This is a genomic window from Paenibacillus sp. Soil750 (assembly GCF_001428045.1).
GTDB classification, from domain to species: Bacteria; Bacillota; Bacilli; order Paenibacillales; family NBRC-103111; genus Paenibacillus_E; species Paenibacillus_E allorhizoplanae.
This window is the reverse complement of sequence record NZ_LMSD01000026.1, coordinates 735-998: the sequence shown is the minus strand read 5'-3', so window position 1 is coordinate 998 and position 264 is coordinate 735. Positions and strand designations below refer to the sequence as shown.

Sequence of the window (264 nt, the reverse complement as noted above, 5' to 3'; positions counted from 1 at the left end):
ATCTACCGCTGTGGCCTTGACTGTGACTGTACCTAGGCTAGTTCCTCTCAACTCACCAGTCGAACTGATCGTTGCTGTTCCTGTGCCTGCTTGCACACTCCATGTTATGGAATCATTCGTTRCATYTCCTGGTAACACTTTCGCACTCATTTGAAGTGTACTTCCATTGGGAATGCTTGTTACATTGTCTTCGCTACTCACGTCAATGCTAGAAACCAATACGGGAACGATATTGATCGTCATCGTGCCTACAATTCCGGATTC

At 46.2% G+C, this 264-nt stretch carries 1 protein-coding gene; it reads right to left on the bottom strand.

Annotation, left to right across the window (positions count from 1 at the left end; all coding sequences use genetic code 11):
- Positions 1-264: Ig-like domain-containing protein (locus ASL11_RS37010; RefSeq protein WP_200962475.1), on the bottom strand; the 264-nt coding region annotated here is incomplete at both ends.